Origin of the sequence: Flavobacterium sp., assembly GCF_039932285.1 — a bacterium.
Taxonomy (GTDB): Bacteria; Bacteroidota; Bacteroidia; order Flavobacteriales; family Flavobacteriaceae; genus Flavobacterium.
On record NZ_JBDTQE010000113.1, the window covers coordinates 1 to 5,005 of the forward strand.

Below are 5,005 nucleotides of genomic sequence, written 5' to 3' on the forward strand. Positions count from 1 at the left end.
AATCCATTATCCTTAAAAATTTCCTGATTTACTTCGTCTATATAATTTAAAAGATTTTCTTTTCCTGTGTGTTCTGTTGCAGAAGTCACAAAGTGATGTGGCATTTCTTCCCAATTGTTTTTTAAAAGTGCTGTTCTGTAAGCTGCAACGTGTTGGGCAACTTTTCCTTTACTAATTTTGTCTGCTTTAGTAAAAACAATACAAAACGGCATTTCTATTTCACCAAGGTAAGTGATAAACTCTAAATCTATTGTTTGTGCTTCGTGACGAATATCAATCAGTACAAATGCACAAACGAGTTGTTCTCTTTTCTCGAAATAATCGGTAATAAATTGTTGGAATACTTCTTTTGTTTTTTTAGAAACCTTGGCATAACCATAACCTGGTAAATCAACAAGAAACCAGTTGTTATTTATCTTAAAATGATTTATTAATTGTGTCTTCCCTGGTCTTCCAGAGGTTTTTGCCAAATTTTTGTGATTGGTCAACATGTTTATTAACGATGATTTCCCAACGTTAGATCGTCCAATAAAAGCGTATTCTGGCAAGCGTTCTTGCGGACACAAACTCACAATTGAATTACTTATAATAAATTCGGCAGTATTAATTTTCATTTAATAGGTGTTACGCTAAAATAGCAGGATAATTATTTTTTAAAGACAAAGCCAGTTTTTAATGCTCTGCTTTTGTAGTCAACCATTCGTCAAGCAAACGGTTAAATTCGTCTGGGTGTTCCATCATCGCTGCGTGACCACATTTCTCAATCCAATATAAGGTCGAATTGGGTAACAGTTTATGAAATTCTTCGGCAACATTTGGAGGTGTTACCGCGTCATTTCTACCCCAAATAATTCCTATAGGAACATGCATTTTTGGTAAATCTTTTGCCATATTATGACGAATGGCACTTTTAGCAATGGTTAACGTTTTTATTAATTTTATTCTGTCATTTACGGTAGCGTAAACTTCATCTATGATTTCTTTTGTAGCAATAGCGGGGTCGTAAAAAACACCTTCTGCTTTTTTTCTAATGTATTCGTAATCACCACGTTTAGGGTAGCTGTCACCCATAGCGCTTTCATAAAGCCCTGAGCTTCCTGTGATTACAAGTCCAGAAACGCGTTCGGGATACATTTTTGTAAAATATAAAGCAATGTGTCCTCCTAGTGAATTTCCCACAAGAATTACCCTGTCAAAACCTTTATACGTGATAAAATCTTTAACGTATTTTGAGAAAGCTTTTACATTGGTTTTTAGTATATTTTGTGAGTAAAGTGGTAATTGCGGAATAACAACTTTATAACCTTTTGCAGGAAAATAATTAGCAACACCATCAAAATTACTTAAGCCACCCATTAATCCGTGCAAAATAATAATAGGAGTTCCTTCTCCAGCTTCAAAATATTCGTATCTACCTTCTTTCTTTAAGTTATTCACCTTGTAATCGTTTTGTCTTTAAATAGGTGCAAATATAGGACTAAAATACGAAATATAAATCTTGTACTTTTTTATAACATCATTTTTTTGTTAATAAGTCAGAAATATTGATTCTTCCTGATTTTGCATTTGTTTAATGTCAAAAAAGTTAAAACTTATCAACAAAGTGGTATTTTGTGGTAAAAGGTGGTAAATAATTATTTATATTTGCTAACTATCATATAAAATCATAACTACTTGAATACCATTGTTGGAACATATGAATGTAAGGTCGATTCTAAAGGAAGGCTCATGATGCCTAACCCTTTGAAGAAGCAGCTGAACACGTCTTTGCAAGAAGGCTTTGTTTTGAAGCGTTCGGTTTTTCAGCAATGTTTGGAACTATATCCAATGCAAGAGTGGAATTTGATGATGCAAAAAATTAACAAGCTGAATCGTTTTGTAAAGAAAAACAATGATTTTATTCGTCGTTTTACCGCAGGTGTTCGTGTTATTGAGATTGACGCGACGGGACGATTGTTGATCCCAAAAGATTTAGCGGTTTTTGCTTCGGTTTCAAAAGATATCGTATTGTCATCGGCAGTAAATATCATTGAAATTTGGGATAAAGATTTATACGAAAAAGCGATTGATGATTCGGTTGGAGATTTTGCAGATTTGGCAGAAGAGGTAATGGGTAACGTAAATGACGATGACAATGGAATATCATAATCCAGTTTTGCTGAAAGAAACGGTTGATGGTTTAAATATTAAGCCAGACGGAGTGTATGTAGATGTAACTTTTGGTGGTGGCGGACATTCGAAAGAAATTTTGTCAAGACTTGGTCCTGATGGAAAATTATTTGGTTTCGATCAAGATGAAGATGCTTGGGAAAATGCTTTGCCAGATGAAAGATTCACATTAATACAAGAAAACTTTAGATACATAAAAAGATTCTTACGTTTTAACGGAATTAAAAAAGTAGATGGAATTCTTGCTGATTTAGGTGTTTCTTCTCATCAGTTTGATGTTCCCGAAAGAGGTTTTTCTACTCGTTTTGATGCCGAGTTAGATATGAGAATGAGTAAGAAAAATGATTTGACAGCTTTTCATATTGTTAATGAATATGACGAAACAAACCTGCGTCGTATTTTTTCTGAATATGGAGAATTAGGAAATGCTTTAGCGATTTCGAGAGCAATTATTGAAGCTCGTGAAAAAGAAAAAATAGTAAATACCGAAGATTTAAAACAAGTTTTAGCAAGATTTTTACCTAATAATAAAGCGCATAAAATTTTGGCTCAAATATACCAATCCATTCGTATTGAGGTAAATCAAGAAATGGATGTTTTGAAAGAATTTTTAGAACAATCATTAGAAGTTTTAGGCGAAGGAGGAAGATTAAGTGTTATTTCGTATCACTCATTAGAAGATAGATTGGTAAAAAGATTTATGAAAAATGGCTTATTTGAAGGCGAACCTGAAAAAGATTTTTTCGGACGATTTGAAGTTCCTTTCAAGTTGATAGGAAAAATGATTATTCCATCAAACGAAGAAATTAAAATAAACAATCGTGCGCGAAGTGCAAAACTCCGAATAGCAGAAAAAAAGTAAAATGAAAGGCAACGTTTATAATTTATTAAAAGCAAGATTCCTTGTCAATGAAGACGCTACAAAAAACTGGCGATTCATTGTGTTTCTGCTTTTGTTGGCTATAATCATGATTGCAAACACGCATAGTTACGAAAAAAAAATTTTCAAAATTGCTGATTTAACAAATGATGTTAAAGAATTGCGTTCGGAGTTTGTAGACAGACGTTCGGAATTAATGAAAATAAAAATGGAATCGACTGTGGCTGAAGAAATGGTAGATAAAGGGATTTTACCTTCATCAGTACCGCCAAAAAAAATAAAAGTAATCAAAGAAAAAACTCCTTGGTATAAAATATGGCAATAGAAGATAGAAATATTTTAAAACGTATCTACGTAATTGCTTTAGTTATTATAATTATGGTAACAGCAATAGGCGTAAAGCTCACTAATATACAGTGGGTTGAAGGCGACTATTATCGAAAATTAGCCAAAGAAAGATCTATCAAAAACTTTATAATTCCTGCCAATCGTGGTAATGTATATTCATCTGACGGAAGTTTGCTTGCGACCTCAATTCCTAAATATACCATTCGTTTTGATGCCATGGCGCCAAGTAAAGAGAATTTTGATACTTATATTAAAGATTTATCGGATTCACTTTCGGTTTTATTAAAAAAATCTGCTAGTAGTTATTTGAATGATTTCAGAAAGGCTAGAGCCAATAAAAACAGGTATTTTCTTTTGGCAAAAGACCTGAGTTATACACAATATGCTGCGGTTAAAAACTTTCCGTTGTTTAATCTTGGTCCCAATAAGGGAGGTATGATTACAGAGCAGAGAACGGTGCGCGAGCATCCTATTGGGAAAATTGCAGCAAGAACAATTGGTTATGAGCGTTATGACGACAGTGGTAAATTGTTGCCAGTAGGAATAGAAGGTGCGTATGGGAAATACCTAAATGGTAAAGACGGAAAAGTCCTAAAACAAAAAATTGCACAAGGACAATGGAAACCTATTCGGGATAACAATGAAGTAGAGCCACAAGATGGTTATGATATTGTTTCTACAATAGATGTTTACATTCAGGATATTGCGCATCATGCTTTGCTGAAACAATTAATGGAATATGATGCAGATCATGGTTGTGTGGTTGTAATGGAAACTAAAACAGGTGCGGTCAAAGCTATTTCTAATTTAGGAAAAGACAAAGACGGATCTTATTATGAAACCATCAATTATGCTGTTGGAGAATCTCATGAACCAGGTTCTACATTCAAATTGGTTGATTTAATTGCGCTTATCGACGATAATAAAATTGATACCAGTAAAGTATACGATAGTAAAGGTGGCGAAATCTCATATTATGGACATAAAGTTCGCGATTCTCATGAAGGCGGTTATGGGAAAGTATCTTTAGCTAGAGGTTTTGAAGTGTCTTCTAACACGATTATGGTGCAAGCAGTTTATGAGAATTACAAAAAAAATCCAAAGCAGTTTACAGATAGAATAGTAAATTTAGGTTTAAATAAACCACTTGGTTTGCCTTTCAAAGGAGAAGGAATTCCATTTATTCCAGAACCATCAGATAAAAAATGGAGTGCGATTTCACTTTCGTGGATGGCTTTTGGGTACGGAGTTTCTGTAACGCCATTACAAACATTGACCTTGTATAATGCGATTGCAAATAATGGGGAAATGGTAAAACCAATTTTTGTGCAAGAAGTTAAAGAATGGAACAAAACCATCAAGAAGTATGACAAACAAGTCATTAATCCAAAAATATGTTCTGACGAAACTTTGAAAAAAGTAAGGGCTATTTTGAAAAATGTAGTTAAAAAAGGGACCGCTTCTAAATTGTATTCTAAAGATTTTTCGATGGCTGGAAAAACAGGAACTGCTGCTGCAAGTTATGGAACAAATGGCGGAAGTGATAAATATTATATTTCGTCATTTGCGGGTTATTTTCCAGCAGAAAATCCCAAATATTCTTGTATT

At 33.6% G+C, this 5,005-nt stretch carries 6 protein-coding genes; 4 read left to right on the forward strand and 2 right to left on the reverse strand.

Features of this window, described 5'->3' with window-relative positions; genetic code table 11:
- Both yihA and ABI549_RS13365 read right to left on the reverse strand, forming a co-directional pair.
- Nucleotides 1-614, reverse strand: a 614-nt coding sequence (gene yihA / locus ABI549_RS13360) for a ribosome biogenesis GTP-binding protein YihA/YsxC (RefSeq protein ID WP_348076957.1), incomplete at its 3' end; no start/stop codon positions are given.
- 58 nt (nt 615-672) lie between these two features.
- The gene (locus ABI549_RS13365) at nt 673-1,437 is read right to left on the reverse strand and encodes an alpha/beta hydrolase (RefSeq protein WP_348076958.1); all 765 of its coding nucleotides are present in this window, start codon (nt 1,435-1,437) and stop codon (nt 673-675) included.
- 237 nt (nt 1,438-1,674) lie between these two features.
- Here ABI549_RS13365 and mraZ point away from each other — a divergent pair, with 237 nt between their 5' ends.
- The 4 genes from mraZ to ABI549_RS13385 form a co-directional block, all read left to right on the forward strand.
- Complete coding sequence (gene mraZ / locus ABI549_RS13370) at nt 1,675-2,148, forward strand: division/cell wall cluster transcriptional repressor MraZ (protein WP_348076959.1); 474 nt, start codon at nt 1,675-1,677, stop codon at nt 2,146-2,148.
- Complete coding sequence (gene rsmH, locus ABI549_RS13375; protein WP_348076960.1) at nt 2,123-3,031, forward strand: 16S rRNA (cytosine(1402)-N(4))-methyltransferase RsmH; 909 nt, start codon at nt 2,123-2,125, stop codon at nt 3,029-3,031. Before mraZ ends, rsmH begins: the two co-directional genes overlap by 26 nt.
- Before the next feature lies 1 nt (nt 3,032).
- Entirely contained in the window at nt 3,033-3,374 is a 342-nt protein-coding gene (locus ABI549_RS13380; RefSeq protein WP_348076961.1) for an FtsL-like putative cell division protein, read from the forward strand.
- Nucleotides 3,365-5,005: penicillin-binding protein 2 (locus ABI549_RS13385; protein WP_348076962.1), on the forward strand; the 1,641-nt coding region annotated here is incomplete at its 3' end. The genes ABI549_RS13380 and ABI549_RS13385, both read left to right, overlap by 10 nt.